Source organism: Serratia sp. PL7, assembly GCF_945957435.1.
Window position 1 is genome coordinate 223,547 of sequence record NZ_CAMFLB010000002.1, and the last position, 17,694, is coordinate 241,240.

A 17,694-nucleotide genomic window follows, 5' to 3' on the forward strand; every position below is an offset into this window, starting at 1 on the left:
AGTCATACGGAGAGTTGCACATGCCTGCCATTTTTGCCTCCCGGCTGCGTTTATCCGCATTAAGCCTGGCCATTGCCTGCGCTTTGCCTACGGTGGTTTTTGCTCAGACCGACACCAGTGTTTCCGCTGCCACCAAGGCACAAGAAAAAAACAGAGATGAGGCCATGACCGTGGTCGCCACCGGTAATCAGCGCAGCAGTTTTGAAGCGCCGATGATGGTGACGGTGATCGACGGCAACAGCCCTCAGAGCCAAACCGCCACCACCGCCGGCGATATGCTGCGTCATGTGCCTGGGGTTACCGTGACCGGTACCGGCCGGAGCAATGGGCAAGACATCATGATGCGGGGTTACGATCGCCGTGGTGTGCTGATCCTGGTTGATGGTATTCGTCAGGGAACCGATACCGGCCATATCAATGGCACCTTCCTGGATCCTGGATTGGTAAAACGTATTGAAGTAGTGCGTGGCCCGTCAGCACTGTTGTACGGCAGTGGCGCATTAGGTGGAGTTATCTCCTATGAAACCGTTGATGCCGCCGATCTGCTTTTGCCCGGTCATGACACCGGCTACCGCGTGTTCGGCACGGCAACTAGCGGCGATCATAGCCTTGGCATGGGTGCCAGCGCTTACGGTAAAACTGACGATCTCGATGGTTTGATCTCTTTCGGCACTCGCGATGTCGGCAATATTCGCCAAGGCGATGGCTTTAATGCACCGAACGATGAGACCATCAGCAACGTTCTGGCCAAAGGCGCCTGGGCCATTGATGACAACCAGTCCCTGAGCGGTAACCTGCGCTATTACAATAACCGGGCACAAGAACCCAAAAATCCGCAAACGCCTGATGTTTCAAGCAGTAATGTGTTAACTGACCGTTCTACGATTCAGCGTGACGCACAGCTCGGTTATAAGCTCAAACCTACAGGCCAAGATTGGCTGGATGCCGATGCCAAGATTTATTACTCCGAAGTAGAGATCAATGCGCATACGGACGGCAGCGCAGATGAAGCTCGCAAACAAACCACCAAAGGTGGCAAGCTGGAAAACCGTACCCGCCTGTTCGCCGACAGCTTCGCTTCACACCTGTTCACCTATGGTAGCGAAGCCTACCGGCAGGAACAGACGCCGGGGGGCGCAACAGAAAGCTTCCCACAGGCCAAGATCAACTTCGCTTCCGGCTGGCTGCAAGATGAGATCACGCTGCGCGACTTGCCTGTCTCTTTCCTGGCCGGGACGCGTTATGACAATTTCAAAGGCTCTAGCGACGGTTATGACGACGTCAACGCCAACAAGTGGTCATCCCGTGGTGCGATGAGCGTTACCCCTACTGATTGGTTGATGATGTTTGCCTCCTATGCTCAGGCATTCCGCGCACCGACCATGGGTGAGATGTACAACGACTCCAAGCACTTCTCGATCCCGATGGGGCCAACCACGATCACCAACTATTGGGTGCCGAACCCAAATCTGAAGCCAGAAACCAACGCCACGCAGGAATACGGTTTCGGCTTACGCTTTGACGATCTGTTAATGGCCGACGACAGCCTGCAATTCAAGGCCAGCTACTTCGATACCAAAGCCAGGGATTATATCACTACCGGTGTCACCATGGAGTTAGGCCGTGGCCCACGTGGCATGTACTGCATCAGTTGTACCACCTTCTCAACCAATATCGCTCGCGCCAAGATTTGGGGATGGGATACCTCGCTGAACTATAAAACCCGGTGGTTCGGTTTGGATCTGGCCTACAACCGCACACGTGGAAAAGATGAAACTACGGGTGACTGGCTCCCCAGTGTCAACCCGGATACGGTCACCAGCGTGTTGGATATTCCTATTGCCGAGACCGGTTTATCCACTGGCTGGGTCGGAACCTTTGCACAGAGTGCGCATAACGTGGCTACCGGCTACACCAAACAGGCCGGGTATGGCGTGAACGATTTCTACCTAAGCTATAAAGGCCGCGAAGACCTGCAGGGCGTCACCACTACCGTGGTCCTGGGGAACGCCTTCGATAAAGAATATTACTCACCACAGGGCATTCCGCAGGACGGTCGTAACGCCAAACTGCTGGTCAGCTATCAGTGGTAACCCATTGAACCACAGCGGGCAGGCCGTTTTTGCCCGCTCCTCCCCCCACAAGCACAGGAAGAAAAATAATGAGCGAGACCCTATACCAACGTTATGAGCAGGCGAAAATTGATCACCCAGGTAAATATGCCCGCGATCTGGCCGAGCTGTTGGGTATCAGCGAAGCCGAACTGACCCATGCCCGCGTCGGCCACGATGCTCGTCGCCTGCAAGCCGATGCCCGTACGCTGCTGACCGAACTGGAACAGGTTGGCGTCACCAAGTCCATCACGCGTAACAGCTATGCGGTACACGAGCAAGTTGGGCGTTATCAGAATCAGCACCTCAATGGCCATGCTGGGCTGATCCTCAACCCGCGCGAGCTGGATTTGCGCCTGTTCCTCAACCAATGGGCCAGCGTTTTTGCCCTGAGTGAAACCAACAAGCGTGGCGTGCGCCACAGCATCCAGTTCTTTGATCATCAAGGCGATGCGCTGCATAAGGTGTACACCACCGACGAAACCGATCTCGCCGCCTGGTTCGCCCTGGTCGAGCGCCATCAGACTGCGGAAAACTCGGCACTGGAGCTGCAACCGGTCGAGATTAAAGAGAATAACAGCGCGCCGGATACCGCCAAAATCGATGCCGACTGGCGTGCCATGACCGACGTCCACCAGTTCTTCCAACTGCTAAGCCGTAATAATCTGACCCGTCAGCAGGCCTTCCGCGCCGTGGGTAACGATCTTGCCTATCGCGTGGACAACAGCGCACTGACAGAGATCCTGGAAGCCGCCAAGACTGCGCAAAACGAAATCATGATCTTCGTCGGCAACCGGGGCTGCGTGCAGATCTTTACCGGCCAGATCGAACGTCTGATGCCGCAGGACGGCTGGATCAACATCTTCAACCGCCACTTTACCCTGCACCTGATTGAAGGGGCGATCGCCGAAAGCTGGATCACACGCAAACCAACCAAAGATGGCATGGTCACCAGCCTGGAGCTATTTGCCGCCGATGGCACCCAGATCGCCCAACTCTACGGGCAACGTACCGAAGGCCAACCGGAGCAGTTGCAGTGGCGTGAACAGGTTGCTGCACTTGAACCGAAGGAAGTCGCCGCATGATAGCTTCATTGGCCCGTCGCCTGGCGCTGTGTGTTGCGCTGGCGTTTCCATTGGTTGCCGTTGCGGCCGAAAGGATTGTCTCTATAGGCGGTGACGTGACCGAAATTGCCTTCGCACTAGGCGCGGGCGATGAGGTTGTGGCACGAGACAGTACCAGTTTGCACCCTGCTGCGGTGCAGAAATTGCCCGACGTAGGCTATATGCGCCAGCTGAATGCCGAAGGTATTCTGGCGCTGAAACCCACTCTGATCCTGACTACCGAGTTGGCAGAGCCAGCGTTGGTGCTCAAGCAATTGGAAGACAGTGGCGTGAAGGTGGTGCGTGTCCCTGGGGATACCACCGTGCAGGCGGTGCCTGAAAAAATCAGCGTGATAGCCGATGCCATCAATCGCAGTAGCCAAGGCAAGCAGTTGGCCGAACGCTATCAGCAACAGTTGGCAGCGGTAGCCAATACGCCGCTGCCGGTGAAAGTACTGTTCGTGATGAGTCACGGGGGTATTACCCCCATGGCCGCGGGCCAGCAAACCGCGGCAGATGCCATTATCAGAGCGGCTGGGTTGAAAAACGCGATGCAAGGTTTCAGCCGTTACCGCCCGCTCTCGCAAGAGGGCGTGATTGCCAGCGCACCAGACTTGCTGTTGGTGACTACCGATGGCGTTCGCTCCATCGGTGGCCAGGGAAACCTGTGGCTGTTGCCCGGCATGGCTCTGACACCGGCGGGGAAAAACCGCCGCGTGCTGATCGTTGATGATATGGCGCTGCTCGGTTTTGGTCTGGAAACGCCGCAGGCGCTGGGCCTGTTGCGTAAAGCGGCGGAGCAAAAGTAATGCGTTGCCGAACCTCACCCCGCCTGGCGATCGGCAGCCTGCTGATCCTGCTGACGATCCTGGTGCTTGGGGCCGCTAACCTGGGGGCGTTGACACTATCATTTCGCACCTTGTGGCAGGCTCCTCTCAGCGATGCCTCCTGGCATATCTGGCTGAATATACGCCTGCCTCGCGTGCTATTGGCCGTAGTGATCGGATGCGCGTTGGCGGTTTCCGGCGCGGTGATGCAGGGGCTGTTCCGCAACCCCTTGGCCGATCCCAGCCTGTTGGGGATCAGCAGCGGCGGCGCACTGTTCGTGGCCCTGGTGATCGTCATGCCGCTGGCCCTGCCCCCGCTCATCGCGCTATACAGCCATATGCTGGCGGCGTTTCTTGGCAGCCTGCTGGTTTCGATACTGATCTACGGCATCAGCCGCAGCGGGCACGGCAGCCTGTCGCGGCTGTTGTTGGCGGGTATCGCCATCAATGCGCTGTGCATGGCGGCGATTGGCGTGCTGTCGTACCTCAGTAGCGACCAGCAATTACGTCAGTTTTCACTCTGGATGATGGGCAGCCTTAGCCAGTCACAGTGGCCTACCCTGGTGGTGTCCGCTTCGCTGATCCTGCCAGCCGCATTGCTGACGCTGTTACAGGCTCGTCGTTTGAATCTGCTACAGCTAGGTGATGAAGAAGCACATTACCTTGGAGTTAATGTGCAACGCGCCAAGCTGCAGTTGCTACTGTTGAGCGCTCTGCTGATTGGGGCTGCCGTAGCGATGAGTGGCGTGATCGGCTTTATTGGCCTGGTGGTACCCCACCTGGTGCGTATGCGGCTTGGGGGCGATCACCGCTGGTTGTTGCCAGCCTCTGCCCTCGGCGGTGCCTGCCTGCTGTTGGTGAGCGATACGCTGGCACGTACGCTGGTCGCTCCGGCAGAAATGCCGGTAGGCCTGATGACCAGCCTGATCGGTGGTCCCTATTTTCTGTGGCTGGTGATGCGCCAGCGGGAGCGCACCGGTGGATGATTCATCAAAGCTGACAGCACGGCAATTGCGTTACAACCTGGGGGATCGCAGGCTGATCACCGATGTCTCCCTCAGCATTGCCAGCGGTGAAATGGTGGCGATTATCGGCCCCAACGGCGCGGGGAAGTCGACCTTGCTTCGCTTACTTACCGGTTATCTGGCAGCAGACTGTGGCGAGTGCCGCCTGCAAGATAAACCGCTTGAGCAATGGCAACCACAGCAGTTGGCCAAGGTCCGGGCGGTAATGCGTCAACACAGCGAACTGGCCTTTCCGTTTACCGTGGAGGAAGTGATCGCTATGGGGCGTTCTCCGCATAGCGGGCGCGATGCCAAACGGGCGATCCAACAGGTGATGGAGCAGACCGATTGCACCAGCCTGGCTCAACGTGATTACCGCCAGCTTTCCGGCGGGGAACAGCAGCGGGTGCAACTGGCCAGAGTATTGGTGCAGTTGTGGCAGCCGCAACCCGCACCATCCTGGTTATTCCTTGATGAACCCACCTCGGCGCTCGATCTGTATCATCAACAGCATACCTTACGCCTGCTGCGCTCCCTGACGCGTCAGCAGCCGTTGGCGGTCTGTTGCGTATTGCACGATCTTAATCTGGCCGCGCTGTATGCCGATCGTATTCTGTTGTTGCATCAGGGCCGCCTGGTCGCTTCCGGTACCCCACAGCAGGTATTGCAGACAGATATCCTGACACGTTGGTATCAGGCAGATCTCGGTGTCGCCGCCCACCCGGAGACCGCACTGCCGCAGGTGTTTTTACGTCAGTAACGGTAAGCCATGGAGGGCTTGCTACATTCAGCTCGAACAGGAAATTTCCAGATGCTTGCCCCAATCCGGTGGCAAGGCCGCCAGATCGTCATACTGAGCATCGTCGGCGAAAGGTTGCAGTAACGCCTGGTGCAAACGCGCCAACTTGCTGACATCGTCCTGCTCTGCCGCTTCGATAGCCTGCTGCGCCAGATAATTACGCAAAATCAGTTTAGGATTCGCCAGCTTCATCGCTTGCTGGCGCTCGGCATCACTCACCTGCTCAAGCTGTAAGCGCTGGCGATACTTTTGATACCAACCGTCAAAGGCGCCGCGATCGATAAAGTCATCACGCAATGGCGTTTGCGCCTGCTGCTGCTCAACGGCGCTCAATAAGCGGAAGGTGCGAGTGTAGTCACGTCCCTCTTGCGCCATCAGGCTCAATAAGCCGGTCAGCAGATCGTTATCCTGTTTTGACTGGGTAAACAAGCCCAGTTTGGCACGCATTTGCTCACCATAAGCCTGCATCAGCGCCGGTTCATAGGCGGCCAGTGCCTGCTGTAACTGCTCGGCACTCAGCAAACTGGATAGCGTTTGTGCCAATCGATTCAGGTTCCATAACCCCACGGCAGGCTGGTTATCGAACGCATAACGACCCTGATGATCGGAGTGGTTGCAGATATAATCGGGCCGGTAGTCATCAAGGAAGCCATAAGGTCCATAATCCATCGTCAGGCCGAGGATCGACATATTGTCGGTATTCATCACGCCGTGGGCAAACCCCACACACTGCCAATGGGCAATCATACGAGCGGTGCGTTCCACCACATCGGTAAACCACAGCAGATAGCGATCCTGCTCATCAACCCATTGCGACCAATGGCGAGCAATAACGAAGTCCGCCAATTGCCTGACCTGCTCCGACTGTTGGCGGTAATAGAAATGTTCGAAATGCCCAAAGCGGACATGGCTTTCCGCCACCCGCAGCAGCATTGCCCCGCGCTCCGGTTGTTCACGGAACACAGGATGTTCGCTGGTGACAATTGTCAGGGCCCGCGTCGTCGGGATCCCCAGATGGTATAGCGCCTCGGAGGCCAGGAATTCACGGATCACCGAGCGTAGCACCGCCCGCCCATCGCCCATGCGTGAATATGGCGTTAACCCAGCCCCTTTCAGATGCCAGTCCATACTGCGGCCGTCCACAAGCCGCTGTTCGCCCAGCAGGATCCCCCGGCCATCTCCCAACTGACCCGCCCAGGAACCAAACTGATGGCCGCTGTAAACCTGCGCCAAAGGCTGCATGCCGGGCAACAGGGTTTCCCCTGCCCAGATTGGCGTTTTCTCCGGGGTAAACCAGCTTGCGTCCAACCCCAGTTCCTGAGCCAGTGGCTGGCTGTAATACAGTAAACGGGCCGCTTTAAGCGGCGTCGGCTGCAGTGCGGTATAAAAACCGGGCAGTTGTTGGTAATAAGCGTTTTCAAATTGCGGCATAGGCCCTCCGTAACGCTTAGTGTAGAGCCTGGAGGTGCGGATTAACACGGAGGATTTACAAGGGATTCGCCCCTGGCCGATAACCTGCAGGGGCGCGGTAGACTAAAAAGCTGCAGCTTGGTTATTTAGCGCCTGCGGCGTGAGTCTTTTAATGACCTACTACGCGCATGGCTAAAGTGCTTTATCAATGATAAAGCGACAATAATTATCAGTACTGGGATCACGGTAAAAATCATCCAGTCCACTATTTACCCCGGTATGTAAGTAAAAATCAGCTATTATTATCGAACTCTTCAGCAATCCTGCGTAGAGACCGCAGATTATCCACACTGATGGCAGGCCATAAAAACCCCTGTAGCCCTAAAACACCGGTGTTAGTCAGTTTATTGAAATACTCATGTTTCTCAATGCCGCAAACAATAACTCCCTTACAAAGTTGATTGATATTCTTAAGCAGTGAATCGATAACCAGGTCATATCCCTGTTGGGTAACCAATTGCCAATAAAAGCGTTTGTCGATCTTCACAAAATCAAATAAACCATCGTACAACGCGGTCAACGTCGCTTTGCCAGAACCGAAACCATCGAGCCAAAGCGAAAAGTAGGAACTTAACAAGCGGATTTTTCCGTTGTCTTTCCCCGCGGAAAGGTTGGGAAAACTCTCATTAATTTCAAAAGCAATAAACGGCAACTGCTGCACTCGCTGACGACATGTCTCGCTGCCAAGTAACCAATCGACAACCGTTTCTTCGATATTAATGGTCAATGTCACCCCGCTGGCAACAAACCATGACGCGTGCTTTTCAGCCAGCGTGAGTTGGTCGTTGAATAACTCAATCCTTTGTTCTGGGGTTAATAACCGCAGGCCGATCTCCGTAGGCATCGCCAGATTGTCGCCCGAGCCAGTAAAACGGGTGAGAAGTTCCACCGCCAGCAATCTTCCCGTCATGGCGTAAATCGGCAAGAAGACGTACTGACTAATAAAATCAACGTCAGATTGAATATTCATTTTAATGCCAGAGGCTTAATGGCGTGCAAACCATCGTATAACAATAAGTTATACCGATCAATCCCTCGGGGATAGTTCATAAATAGTAATGTGATTAGCTAGGCGTTGCCAAGTAATTGATAGCTTTAGCGATGTTTTTTTGTTCAGGCAGTCAGGTGCGATAATTATATTTGCGGCATCTATCGTTACACATTAAAAGCTTTATGCAATGTGTGAGTTATTTTTTATGTTCAACGATCAGGTGATGCGGTGACCACCTGATTTCATTAATAAAATTCCTAACTTATTTACCACACAGCACTACTTAATGGTTTCCAACAACCAACGCTGCAACTCACTAAGCTCGCTCTCCTGCTGTGGATATTGCGCTACCAGCTGTGCACAACAGTCTGCCAACGCCTCGCTGCGATAGGCACATCCCACCAGCTTTTCGGCCAAAGTCTGTAATGGCGCAGGGTTGAGGCTGTCGGTGAATATCTGCGCGCGTACAATCGCGCCCTTCTCGACGTCAAAAAAGATATCCACCCCACCCCAGGTAAATCGTTCATTCAGCAAGTGGCTAAACGCTGGCGCTTTGCCAAAATTCCATTCCCAACTGCTCTGCTTGGCAAATTGCTGGGCAAAATCAGGCAGGTCAGGGAAGACATCCGGGGAGATCACTTCCGGCTGTGCCGTTTCACCATAATGGGCGAAGAAAGCCTGAATAACGGCGTCACAAACCTGCTGATGGTCGATTTCTGGCACAAACTCGGCCAGGTTAGCGACCCTGGAACGTACAGAAGTGATGCCTTTCGCCTGCAATTTTTTCGGATCGGGATTGAGATAATCCGCCAGGCGATTGAGATCGGCATTCAACAATAGCGTACCGTGATGAAAGCCACGATCCTGGGTTTCTCGATAGGCTGAACCGGAAATTTTGCGCATTCCATCGGCCGTTTCAACCACCAGATCGTTACGCCCGGAAGCCGATGCATCAATCCCAAGCTGTTTCAGCGCCGCCAAAATAATGCCGGTAGAAACGGTTTTATCGTAGCCGGGCTTACCGGCCATAAAGGTAAAGCAGGTATTGCCCAGGTCGTGAAACACCGCCCCGCCGCCGCTGCTGCGCCGTGCCAGACGAATGCCATCCTGTTCCATCCGCCGGGTATTGCATTCTTTCCACGGGTTCTGCGACTGGCCAATTACCACGGTTTCGGCATTACGCCACAGGAAGAGGATTTTTTGCGTGGTCATTTCGCGGAAGATGCACTCTTCTACCGCCAGATTAAACCAGGGATCGTAGGAATCAGAAATCAATAAACGTAAGGAATTCATGGCAGTCACCTCATCATGCAGTGCTGCCATAATACACCAGATAGGGGGTTTGGGTCGTTAAATCCGGCGCGCCTGCCAGTACACCTTGCGCCAGTAAACGTTGTTGAGTGAAGAACGCGTCACGCCTTTGCTGGTCGAGGCATGAATAAACTCGTCGTTGGTATCGTAGATCCCCACATGCAGGCCATTCTCTCCGCTGCCGGTTTTAAAGAACACCAGATCGCCCGGCATCAGCTCGTCGCGCGAGACTTTGGTCCCCAGCCCGGTTTGCTGCGCCGTGGAGCGCGGTAATTGCATATCAAAACGATCGCTGAAGGTGCGATAGACAAAGCCGGAACAGTCAACACCGCCGCGATCCAGCCCGCCGTAGCGATACGGAGTGCCATACCATTGACGCAGTTGCTCGTTCAATTGCGCTACCACCACAATGGAATCGGACAAACGGCCACTCGGCGGTGGCGCATGGCTGCTGCAACCGGCGAGAATTAAACTGGCTAATAGAAACCACACACGCATCGCATTTTACCTTTCACTTGAACACCGAACCGGATCAACCGCCTGCGGTATTTCACCACGCCACTCCAGGTAAGGAGAATGCTGTTTGGCGTTAATTTATCGCCCAAGATAATAAAAAGGCAAGCTTTGTGCGTGAGATATTCGAATCGACAGCGTTTTTTCCGCTATTAACGGTTTTTTTCCGCCCGATGGCTATTAATCAACCAGACGCCGAACAGAATAAACACTGTCCCCAGCGTTTTGAGCAAGGTGGCCGATTCATTAAACCAGGGCAGGATCACCGCCGCCAGGTAAACCAGCGCATAACTGACGCTCAACAGCGGATAAGCCCGGTTCAGCGGCAGGTAATGAAGCGCAAAGAACCAGCACAGCATTGATAATCCATAGCCGAAAATCCCGGCGGCCACCGCCAGCAAGGCCATTCCATACTGGTTGAGTAACGGCCAGGTAACATCGGCAAAGGACAACAGCGGGATCTGCCCCATCCCCCATTTCATCAACAGCTGGGCCAACGTGACTAACAGAACGCTGCCCGCCCCCCAAAGATAACCTTTCATGATTGCAGACTCATCATCAGGATCCCCAGCATAATCGACGCCACGCCGCACCAGTGGCGTACCGTGGTCGGCTCGTTAAACAGCCAGCGTGCCGCCAGCGTCACCAGGACAAAGTTGAGGCTCAGCATCGGATAGGCCAAGCTGAGCGGCAGGCGCTGCAATACATTTAACCACACCAGCATGCCCAGCCCCAATAACAATACTGCCAGCGCCAACCAGCGCAGCGTTAAAGCCCGCCGCCGCTCGCCAGCCTGTTGCCAGGTAAGGGCAGCCTGCTTCTGACACAGCTGCCCCGCACAGGTGAACAGGCTAACCAGGATCACCAATAAATACGCCATCATGGCTGCTGCTTGTACCATACCAATGCCATGCGATGCATCTCGACAACGCTGTCTGGCGTTGGCAAATCTGTCGGCACGTGCTCACCACGGGAGAGTTGCATGATCAGTGACACATCCCCTTGTTTGCGAGCCTCAGCCAACCAGCCAGCAAAATCTTCTTCGCTGATATAGTGGCCGCGCGCATCGGGATACGCCAAGCCATAAGTAAGCTCGCCTTTTTCACCGTACATCAGCACATCGCTGCGTTTCAGTTCCCAGGCCAGGCCTGCGGCGATACCCACGCGATCGGCCAGCACAAACTGGCTCTGGCTGAGCGTAGCTATATTCTCACGAATGAAGTTTTGCGGCTGCTTGGAGTCGATCACCTGTTGCGGAATAGCGTAACCGATCAACAGACAAAGCAGCAGCGGGCAAGCGGCCGCCCAGGTCCAGCGTTTCGCGTTATCACGAGCGGAAATCACGGCAAACAGCAGCCAACCACCAAAGGCAATCAGGCCGAGCACGATTTTCGGCCACTCATCGGCGGTAAACAGATGCACTTTAGGTAACACACCTGAGCCGATGAGCAACAACGCGATAATGCCAATTAGCCCAAACAGGCCATTTAGCACGGCATTCATCTTGAATACCCGAGTACGTAACTGCCCCGCGCAATCCTCGGCGTAAGCAGCCATCAGCAGTGCCAACGGCGCCATGCAAGGCAGAATATAGGTAGGCAACTTGCCTTTGGCGATGCTGAAGAAGATCAGCGGCATCACCACCCAGCTCAACAGGAAAAACAGCTCCGGGCGCTGCACACGCTCACGCCATCCCTTGAGCAGGGAACCTGGCAATAACCCCAACCACGGCAGTACCGCAGCGATCAGGATCGGGATGTAATACCAAAAAGGTGCCTTATGCTGGGCATTGTCTTCGGCAAAGCGCTGAATATGCTCCACCCAGAAGAAGTAGTTCCAATAGTCCGGCTCTCGTTGGGCCACCGCCAGCGCCCACGGCAGGCTGAGCAGTACCGCCACCACAATCGCCACTGGCCCATAGCAGAACAGATCTTTGACCTTACGCTGCTGAATAACAATGGGGATAACGGCAATCACCGGCACCGCCAGCGCCAGGAAGCCTTTGGTCATAAAGCCCATACCACAGGCCAGCCCGAGCAACACATAGGCACCCAGCTTACCTTTGGCGGTGGAGGCTTTCAGCGTCAGGTAATAACTGACCATGGCTGCCGTCAGCCACAGCGAGATCATCGGATCGAGCACGCTGTAAGTGCCGATACTGAATACCAGCACCATCGACAGGAAGATCAGCACCGCCAGATAGGCACGACGCGCATTTTTCCACATCAGCCAGGCCAGAGCAAAGACCAGTAAGGCAGTCAGACCCGTGCTGAATATCGAGCCAAAGCGCACGGCAAAGTTACTATCGCCGAACAACCACTGGCTAATGTTGTTAAACCAGTAACCGGCAACCGGTTTTTCAAAATAGCGCAGGCCTAGCAGGTTAGGCACTATCCAATCTCCGCGCGCCAGCATTTCACGGCTAATTTCGGCGTAGCGGGTTTCATCCGGCTGCCATAGCAGCCGCCCATTCACCGGCAGCAGATACACCAGGGCAAAAAAAATGGCTAATACAATGGCCCAGGATCCTTTCAACGCTTTCATGAAACCTTTTCTCCCCCAACTTCGGTTTGATAACCCAACCAGCCTTCTCGGCCAGGAAATGGTGCGCGAGTAATGCGGCCTAACGGCAGTGATGACACATCTTGGGGCAGCAATGCACTCAGCGGGCAGAACTCGATGCCTTGCTGTTTTGCACGCTGTAACAGTTGTTCGAACATGGCCGACTGCGACATGCCTTCCACCTCGGTATGTATGGTGTACACAGGCACCCCACGATCGTTTTCTATCGCTCGCAAAATATAATCATTGAAATCCGCCATGCTGGTCTCACGACCAATCACCTCATCAAAGGTTGGAAGAGTCACGGGGATTTGCACCGTGCCCGGTTGGCCATTCTCTAATAGCGGACGGAACGGGTGGGTGCCACGGCAATCACTGTTATACTCGAAACTAAAACCTTGCTTAACCTCCACGACGCGCTGATCGGCACGCCACCCCGCCACCGCCGAAAATCGGACCGGTTGACCGATCGCGTTTGACAGCGCATCAACGCCCAACTGAACCTGGTGCGTCAACTCGGGTTTGGACCACTTCCCCACCTTGGCCTGCCACCCTTGATGATCCCAGGCATGCAAACCCACTTCGTGGCCCATCTCCAACGTGCGTTTCATCAACGGCCCCAAAGATCGGGAAATATTCCTCCCAGGCCACGCGGTCCCCGCCAGCAGGATATCCCAGCCGTACAGGGAGGCGGCCTTGGAACGTAGCATTTTCAGCAGGAATTGGGGACGAAGCAGGCGCCACAAGTGGCGCCCCATGTTGTCCGGCCCGACGCTGAAGAAGAAGCTGGCCTGAATATCGTACTTGGCAAACAGTTCCAGCAGGCGCGGCACCCCTTCACGGGTACCGCTAAAGGTGTCTACATCAACTCGCAGGCCGACCTTCCTCATGCACCATCACCTTCCTTTACCGTGGTACGCAGGAAGTAGTCCAGAGTTTCGGCAACGGTTTGCTGCATGGCGATCGTCGGCTGCCAGCCCAGCAGGCGGCGCGCGTTCTTGATGCTTGGCGTACGGTGCTCAACGTCCTGATACCCTTTGCCGTAGTAGCTGCTGCTTTCCACGTCCTTGAAACCGGCAAACGGCGGGAAATTGCCGCGCAGCGGATGTTCATTGAAGCTGGCCAACAGCATTTCCGCCAGCTCACGAATACTGGCTTCGTTGGTTGGGTTGCCGATGTTGACGATCTGACCATCACATTGGCCATCGCGGTTTTCAATAATGCGATACAGCGCTTCAATACCGTCGTTGATATCGGTAAAGCAACGTTTCTGCGCCCCACCGTCCACCAGCTTGATCGGTGAGCCTTCGACCAGATTCAGGATCAACTGGGTGATTGCACGCGATGAGCCGATACGTGCCGCATCCAGGTTATCCAGGCGTGGCCCCATCCAGTTAAACGGACGGAACAGCGTGAACTTCAGGCCTTCTTTGGCCCCGTAAGCCCAGATAACCCGGTCCAACAGCTGTTTGGAGACCGAATAGATCCAGCGCTGTTTATTGATTGGCCCGACGATCAGGCGCGAGGTGTCCTCATCAAACTCTTTATCGTCACACATGCCATAAACTTCTGAAGTGGACGGGAAGATGATGCGTTTGTTGTATTTCACACAGTCGCGGACGATTTTCAGGTTTTCTTCGAAATCCAACTCGAACACGCGCAGCGGATTACGGGTGTATTCGATCGGTGTGGCGATTGCCACCAGCGGCAGTACCACGTCGCACTTCTTGATGTGATACTCGATCCACTCGGAATGAATGCTGATATCCCCTTCCACAAAGTGGAAGCGCGGGTTATCCAGGAAGCGGCTGATGGCGTCAGAGCCGATATCCAGACCGTAGATATCGTAGCGGTCTTCGCGCAGCAGACGTTCGGTGAGATGGTTGCCGATAAAGCCATTGACACCCAGGATCAGCACGCGGGTCCGGCGCTTCATCACAGAGCTTGGTTTGGCAGCCAGACGTACGTCGCTCACCATGCCCATTTCCGCTGCCAGGCGGCTGCCTTGCACATACAAACCAGACTCACTCTGGCCAGCCACGATTTCCAGCGCACCTTCACCACAGGCAATTACCAGTGGGGTGGTGCTCAGCACCGTGCCTGGCTGCTTATCATGCGCGGTATCCAGAACGCGTGCGCGCCAAACGATCACCTTGCGCTGCCCCAGATAGCTGAATGCGCCCGGATAAGGTTCGGTGACAGCTCGCACCAGGTTGTTGATTTCATGAGCAGACTTGTGCCACTGGATCTCACCATCAGCAGCGGTACGGCGGCCAAAATAGCTGGCATCCGCTTCGTTTTGCACCGTCAGGCTGGCCGTACCGTTTTTCAGTTTCGGCAGTTGTTCTTTCAAGACGATCTGCGCCGCTTCCAACACTTTTTTGTGCAGCGTCAGTGCGGTGTCCTGATCGGAAATCGCCACTTTATGCTGACCTACGATATCACCGGCATCCGGACGTTTAACCATCTTGTGCAGCGTGGCACCGGTTTCGGTTTCGCCGTTCACCAGCGCCCAGTTGATCGGCGCGCGGCCACGGTAGCGTGGCAACAGTGAACCATGCAGGTTAAAACCACCTTTGGGAGCCAGAGACAGGATCTCATCGCTCAACATATTGCGGTAGTAGAAAGAGAAAATGATATCCGGCTGTAGCTCACGGATACGCTCAACCCACAGCGGATGATTGACATCTTCCGGTGCATACACCGGCAGCTCCAGTTCAGCACCCTGGCGAGCAACGGAAGAGAAGAAGTTGTTTTCACCTGGATCATCGGTATGGGTAAATACGGCCTGTACGTCATAACCCGCTTCTGTCAGCGCTTTCAAGCCTGCGCAGCCGATATCATGGTAAGCAAATACAATAGCTTTCATCATTCTTCTTCCTGAGTATTTTGGGTTGGCTTGGCGCCGACCACTTTCTGGACAAAATAGCGGGGACGAGCACGGACGTCGTTATAAATCCGGCCGATGTACTCCCCTAACAATCCCATACCGACAAACTGTGCACCGATAAAGGTGAATAACACTGCAAACAGCGTGAAGACTCCGCCTGCCGCCCATTCTGGCCCCAAGACCAAGCGCAGCACGATCAACAACACCGCCAGCACGAAGCCCGACAGTGCAATCACGCTTCCTATCACGCTAAGCAGACGCAGCGGCGTGGTGGTCAGGCAGGTGATCAGGTCATACATCAGGTTGATCAGCTTCATCAGGCTATATTTGGAGTCACCGAACTCGCGTTCAGCGTGACGCACCTCGATCTCCGTGGTACGGCGAGCAAAGGTGTTGGCCAGGATCGGAATAAAGGTACTGCGCTCATGGCAATGCAGCATCGCTTCGATGATATGGCGACGATAGGCACGCAGCATGCATCCATAGTCGCCCATGGATTTACCGGTCGCGCGCTGGATCATCATATTGATCATGCGGGAGGCCGTCTTGCGGAACCAGGAGTCCTGACGGTTGGCACGCACGGTACCCACCACGTCATAACCCTCTTCCGCGACGCTGACCAGACGGGGAATTTCCTCCGGCGGGTTTTGCAAATCGGCATCCAGGGTGATCACCAGATCGCCACTGACCTGATTGAAGCCCGCCATGATGGCGGAATGCTGGCCGTAGTTACGGTTCAGCAGCACGGCAATAATGCAGCTATCAGGCTGTTCCGCCGCGGCGGTCAGCATGGCGGCAGAGTTGTCGCTGCTGCCATCATCAATCAGAATAATTTCGTAAGGTTGCAATAGTTGTTTACAGGCGGCGGTGGTGCGCTCCAACAAGGCAGGTAAACTCTCCTGCTCGTTGTACACCGGGATCACCACCGAAACTTTGCTAATAGGTTCAGCGCGAGACACGGGAAGACTCCAATACGGAAGACAAGGCATTGACCACGCGATCGACATCGGCTTCGGTCATATCTGGGAACAGCGGTAAAGTGCACAGGCGTGCCGAGTTCCATTCGGTATTGGGCAGTGACAGCTGTGGGTAACGTTCGCGGTAGAATTTTTGCGTATGGGCGGCGCGGAAATGCAGACCGGTGCCGACCCCAACTTCTTTCAGCCGTTCCATCAGTTGATCGCGCCCAATGCCGCAACGTTGTTCATCAACACGCACCATAAACAGGTGCCAGGCGTGATCGTGCGGATAATCTGGTAACCCCAACGGCTGGAAAGGCGAATCTTGCAGCGCGGCCAGGTAACGTTCCGCCAGCACCTTGCGCCGGGCGTTCAACTCTGGCAAACGCGCCAGCTGCACCACAGCGATCGCCGCATGAATATCTGACAGGTTGTATTTGTAGCCAGGTTCAACCACTTCTGCCTGCGGCTTACGCCCCTGCAGTTGGCGGTCAAAAGCGTCAACACCCAGGCCGTGGAACTTCAGGCAGCGGACGCGATCGGCCAGTTCATCGTCATCGGTCGCGATCAGGCCGCCTTCAGCACAGGTCAGGTTTTTGATGGCGTGGAAAGAGAAAATGGCAGTACCACGCGCGCCCACCCATTCACCATTGAAACGGGTGCCTACGGCGTGAGCCGCATCTTCAATCAGGGGGAGGTTGTGGCGTTCAGCCACGGCGCGCAGTTCATCCATCGGTAATGGTGCGCCCGCATAGTGAACGGGAATAATCGCTTTGGTACGTGGGGTGATGGCCGCCTCAACATCGGCTGCACTGACCATCAAAGTGTCCCGGTCAACATCGATCATCACCGGCGTAGCGCCAAGCAATTCGATCATGTTGAGGGTGGAAACCCAGGTTTGTGAAGGGGTAATGACTTCATCCCCTGGCCCGATATCCAGAGCCATCAGAGTGATGTGCATCCCCGCCGTTGCAGAGCAGACGGCAACCGCATGCTTGCAGCCGAAAGTTCGGCAAAACTCGCTTTCCAACTGCTGATTTTGCGGCCCGGTGGTGATCCAGCCAGAACGCAACACCTTTTCTACCGCCGCAATTTCTTCATCCCCAATTGCCGGGCGTGAAAAAGGCAGGAATTGATCCATAATTAAACCCCAA

16 protein-coding genes are annotated in these 17,694 nt (G+C 55.1%); 5 read left to right on the top strand and 11 right to left on the bottom strand.

Annotated features, from left to right (window positions below):
* Positions 1-20: 20 nt before the first annotated feature.
* The 5 genes from N6G83_RS15485 to N6G83_RS15505 all read left to right on the top strand — a co-directional run bounded on the left by N6G83_RS15485 (position 21) and on the right by N6G83_RS15505 (position 5,805).
* The gene (locus N6G83_RS15485) at positions 21-2,093 is read left to right on the top strand and encodes a TonB-dependent hemoglobin/transferrin/lactoferrin family receptor (protein ID WP_211135854.1); all 2,073 of its coding nucleotides are present in this window, start codon (positions 21-23) and stop codon (positions 2,091-2,093) included.
* A 68-nt stretch (positions 2,094-2,161) separates the two neighbouring features.
* Complete coding sequence (locus N6G83_RS15490) at positions 2,162-3,196, top strand: hemin-degrading factor (RefSeq protein WP_211135853.1); 1,035 nt, start codon at positions 2,162-2,164, stop codon at positions 3,194-3,196.
* Positions 3,193-4,023 (top strand): hemin ABC transporter substrate-binding protein, encoded by an 831-nt coding sequence (locus N6G83_RS15495; protein WP_211135852.1) that lies wholly within the window; start codon positions 3,193-3,195, stop codon positions 4,021-4,023. The genes N6G83_RS15490 and N6G83_RS15495 overlap by 4 nt, the downstream gene beginning before the upstream one ends.
* Positions 4,023-5,027 carry a FecCD family ABC transporter permease gene (locus N6G83_RS15500; protein ID WP_065686090.1) on the top strand — a complete coding sequence of 335 codons (1,005 nt, stop codon included), beginning with the start codon at positions 4,023-4,025 and terminating at the stop codon, positions 5,025-5,027. The genes N6G83_RS15495 and N6G83_RS15500 overlap by 1 nt, the downstream gene beginning before the upstream one ends.
* On the top strand, positions 5,020-5,805 hold the full coding sequence (locus N6G83_RS15505; RefSeq protein WP_211135851.1) for a heme ABC transporter ATP-binding protein: 786 nt from the start codon (positions 5,020-5,022) through the stop codon (positions 5,803-5,805). The genes N6G83_RS15500 and N6G83_RS15505 overlap by 8 nt, the downstream gene beginning before the upstream one ends.
* Positions 5,806-5,832: 27 nt before the next feature.
* On the opposite strand, the gene N6G83_RS15510 is transcribed toward N6G83_RS15505, so the two are convergent.
* The 11 genes from N6G83_RS15510 to arnB form a co-directional block, all read right to left on the bottom strand.
* The gene (locus N6G83_RS15510; protein ID WP_211135850.1) at positions 5,833-7,275 is read right to left on the bottom strand and encodes a protein adenylyltransferase SelO; all 1,443 of its coding nucleotides are present in this window, start codon (positions 7,273-7,275) and stop codon (positions 5,833-5,835) included.
* A gap of 271 nt (positions 7,276-7,546) precedes the next feature.
* Positions 7,547-8,284: an EAL domain-containing protein gene (locus tag N6G83_RS15515; RefSeq protein ID WP_024530005.1), complete on the bottom strand. Its 738-nt coding sequence runs from the start codon at positions 8,282-8,284 to the stop codon at positions 7,547-7,549.
* A gap of 300 nt (positions 8,285-8,584) precedes the next feature.
* Positions 8,585-9,598 carry a lipoate--protein ligase A gene (locus N6G83_RS15520; RefSeq protein WP_024530006.1) on the bottom strand — a complete coding sequence of 338 codons (1,014 nt, stop codon included), beginning with the start codon at positions 9,596-9,598 and terminating at the stop codon, positions 8,585-8,587.
* Positions 9,599-9,655: 57 nt separating this feature from the next.
* Positions 9,656-10,114 (bottom strand): NlpC/P60 family protein, encoded by a 459-nt coding sequence (locus N6G83_RS15525; protein WP_021178133.1) that lies wholly within the window; start codon positions 10,112-10,114, stop codon positions 9,656-9,658.
* Between the two features lie 167 nt (positions 10,115-10,281).
* A complete protein-coding gene (gene arnF / locus N6G83_RS15530) occupies positions 10,282-10,671 on the bottom strand; it encodes a 4-amino-4-deoxy-L-arabinose-phosphoundecaprenol flippase subunit ArnF (protein WP_024530007.1) in 390 nt (129 codons plus the stop codon).
* Positions 10,668-11,012 carry a 4-amino-4-deoxy-L-arabinose-phosphoundecaprenol flippase subunit ArnE gene (arnE, locus tag N6G83_RS15535; RefSeq protein WP_024530008.1) on the bottom strand — a complete coding sequence of 115 codons (345 nt, stop codon included), beginning with the start codon at positions 11,010-11,012 and terminating at the stop codon, positions 10,668-10,670. Before arnE ends, arnF begins: the two co-directional genes overlap by 4 nt.
* Complete coding sequence (gene arnT, locus N6G83_RS15540) at positions 11,009-12,673, bottom strand: lipid IV(A) 4-amino-4-deoxy-L-arabinosyltransferase (RefSeq protein ID WP_074031019.1); 1,665 nt, start codon at positions 12,671-12,673, stop codon at positions 11,009-11,011. Before arnT ends, arnE begins: the two co-directional genes overlap by 4 nt.
* The gene (gene arnD / locus N6G83_RS15545; RefSeq protein ID WP_024530010.1) at positions 12,670-13,581 is read right to left on the bottom strand and encodes a 4-deoxy-4-formamido-L-arabinose-phosphoundecaprenol deformylase; all 912 of its coding nucleotides are present in this window, start codon (positions 13,579-13,581) and stop codon (positions 12,670-12,672) included. Before arnD ends, arnT begins: the two co-directional genes overlap by 4 nt.
* Complete coding sequence (gene arnA / locus N6G83_RS15550; protein WP_024530011.1) at positions 13,578-15,560, bottom strand: bifunctional UDP-4-amino-4-deoxy-L-arabinose formyltransferase/UDP-glucuronic acid oxidase ArnA; 1,983 nt, start codon at positions 15,558-15,560, stop codon at positions 13,578-13,580. The genes arnD and arnA overlap by 4 nt, the downstream gene beginning before the upstream one ends.
* Complete coding sequence (gene arnC / locus N6G83_RS15555) at positions 15,560-16,540, bottom strand: undecaprenyl-phosphate 4-deoxy-4-formamido-L-arabinose transferase (protein WP_024530012.1); 981 nt, start codon at positions 16,538-16,540, stop codon at positions 15,560-15,562. The genes arnA and arnC overlap by 1 nt, the downstream gene beginning before the upstream one ends.
* Entirely contained in the window at positions 16,527-17,681 is a 1,155-nt protein-coding gene (gene arnB, locus N6G83_RS15560; RefSeq protein ID WP_024530013.1) for a UDP-4-amino-4-deoxy-L-arabinose aminotransferase, read from the bottom strand. Before arnB ends, arnC begins: the two co-directional genes overlap by 14 nt.
* Positions 17,682-17,694: the final 13 nt, after the last annotated feature.